1 protein-coding gene is annotated in these 2,401 nt (G+C 55.5%); it reads right to left on the reverse strand.

Features of this window, described 5'->3' with window-relative positions:
* Positions 1 to 735: 735 nt before the first annotated feature.
* Complete coding sequence (guaA, locus tag IQ254_RS30725; protein ID WP_193969927.1) at positions 736 to 2,283, reverse strand: glutamine-hydrolyzing GMP synthase; 1,548 nt, start codon at positions 2,281 to 2,283, stop codon at positions 736 to 738.
* Positions 2,284 to 2,401: the final 118 nt, after the last annotated feature.

A 2,401-nucleotide genomic window follows, 5' to 3' on the forward strand; every position in this document is an offset into this window, starting at 1 on the left:
ATGACGGCTTGGATTTCAGGTTCTCTGGCACTAGATTCATTCCTCTGTTAGACCAGATCTTTGCGCTCTTGACAACCCCTTGCCGGTTACACATCCACCGTCTTACCAGCGGTTATTGAGAAGTTACGAAAACAGGTCGATTCGGACTGGGCGGTTCCCGGGATTTTGGCGGATTTTGTCTTGGAAGTTATTGCCAATAGCAGCTGAATGTTTTGCGGATTAAAAATTCTCTATCTGACAAGACTATAGTTGGCTTGATCTTTTCTTACTCAGTTTTTAGCTACCAGCCAACAATCAGCAGCGCTAAGATTGTCGTGGCGATCGAGTGGCCTATGAATCACCTGCCGCTGCTCTGGGGTCTGGGCAAACAGATCAATAAACACTGCACAGATCACAAACCGAGCCCCACAGAGCTCCTAAAACGAGCCCCACAGAGCCCCTAAAAATAGAGGTTGGAGGGACTTCGACGGCAGGATCAAAGTTAAGGGGCTAGGGGAGCAATCAGCATCTAGTACTGAAAGGCAGAAGTAAGAAGGCAGAAGTAAGAAGGCAGAACGGGAACCCCAGGTCTCATAAGGGTTTCCGCGTGAGTAAACAGCTGGGTTATTTCCGCCTCAGAGTACTAGTTGCTTTTGCAGATTCATTCCTTGAATTCAGCAACGCCGAAATTTCCCCTGCCTTTTTTACTGCGGTACAGTGTTTGTTGCGTTAAGCCTAGATATAGTTATGGACTGCCTACTCCCATTCGATGGTGCCGGGGGGCTTGGAGGTGATATCGTAGACCACTCGATTGACCCCATTGACCTCGTTGACGATGCGGTTCGAGATCGTCTCTAGCAGGTCGTAGGGCACCCGTGACCAGTCAGCGGTCATGCCGTCTTCGCTGCTCACCAGGCGCAACACAATCGGGTAGGCGTAGGTGCGCTGGTCGCCCATTACCCCTACACTCCGCACCGGCAGCAGCACCGCAAAGGCCTGCCAAAAGTCATGGTACATGCCCTGTTTGGCGATCTCATCGCGCACCACAAAGTCGGCGTTGCGGAGAATCTTCAGCCGCTCTTCGGTGATTTCGCCAATGATGCGAATGGCTAGCCCTGGGCCGGGGAAGGGCTGACGGCGAACAATTTCTTCGGGCAGGCCGATGGAACGCCCCACCTTGCGCACTTCATCTTTGAACAGCTTGCGCAGGGGCTCAACCAGCTTAAACTGCAGATCCTTAGGCAGGCCACCGACGTTGTGGTGGCTCTTGATCTTGACCGCCACTCGCTCGCCGGTTTTGGGGTCAACGTTGGTGTCAGCCGACTCAATCACGTCGGGGTAGAGGGTGCCCTGGGCCAGGTAGTCGAAGGGGCCAAGACGTTTTGACTCTTCTTCAAACACGCGGATGAACTCGTGGCCAATGCGTTTGCGCTTTTCTTCGGGGTCGGTGATGCCTTCGACCTTCGCCAAGAAGCGATCGCGCGCTTTAATGTGAATCACCGGAATGTGAAACTGCTCGGCAAACAGCTTCACCAACCGCTCGGGCTCATCTTTGCGCATAAAGCCCTGGTCGATAAACATGCAGGTGAGCTGGTCGCCAATGGCCTTGTGCAGCAAAAAGGCCAGGGTAGACGAATCGACCCCGCCGGAGAGGGCCAGCAGCACTCGTTTTTCGCCGACCCGCGCCCGCACCTCGCGAATGGCATCTTCCACAAAGGCTTCGGTGGTCCAGGTGGGCTGGCATTCGCAGATGTGGTAGACAAAATTGCGAATCAGGGCGATGCCCCCCTGGGAGTGCACCACCTCGGGGTGAAACTGCACGCCGTAGAGCTTGCGGGTATGGTCGGCAACGGTGGCGCAGGGGGTGTTTTCGGTGTGGGCCAGCACCTCAAAGCCGTCGGGTAAGCGGGTCACCGAGTCGCTGTGGCTCATCCACATGGTGGTGCCATCTTCGACATTGGTGAGCAAATCGGTGGGGTCGTCAATAAAGAGATCGGCCTTGCCATACTCGCCGCGATCGGCGCGATCGACCTGCCCCCCCAGCTGTTGCACCATCAGCTGCATGCCATAGCACACCCCCAACACCGGAATCTCCAGATCCCAAATGGCCGGGTCGCAGTGGGGCGCACCTTTGTCGTAGACCGAGTTCGGCCCACCCGACAGAATGATGCCCTTGGGGTTGAGCTGCTTGAGTTGCTCGACGGTGGTGCGATAGGAGAGCACCTCTGAATACACCTCGGTCTCACGGATGCGGCGGGCGATCAGCTCAGAGTATTGGGAGCCAAAGTCGAGAATAACCAACATTTGGCGGTTGACTTCCGTTAAAGAATCTTCGCCGAGGGGAGTGGTCGTTTCAGTTTGAAGGGTCACGGGTTAGTCCTACAAATAAGGTGGGCGCGGGGGAGGGCAGTGGACTTAGGGG

This window comes from Nodosilinea sp. LEGE 07088 (assembly GCF_015207395.1).
Classification (GTDB): domain Bacteria; phylum Cyanobacteriota; class Cyanobacteriia; order Phormidesmidales; family Phormidesmidaceae; genus Nodosilinea.

What these genes read in the sequence shown, in the direction of transcription:
- guaA (WP_193969927.1), bottom strand. Translation starts at nt 2,283, where the DNA reads ATGTTGGTTATTCTCGACTTTGGCTCCCAATACTCTGAGCTGATCGCC.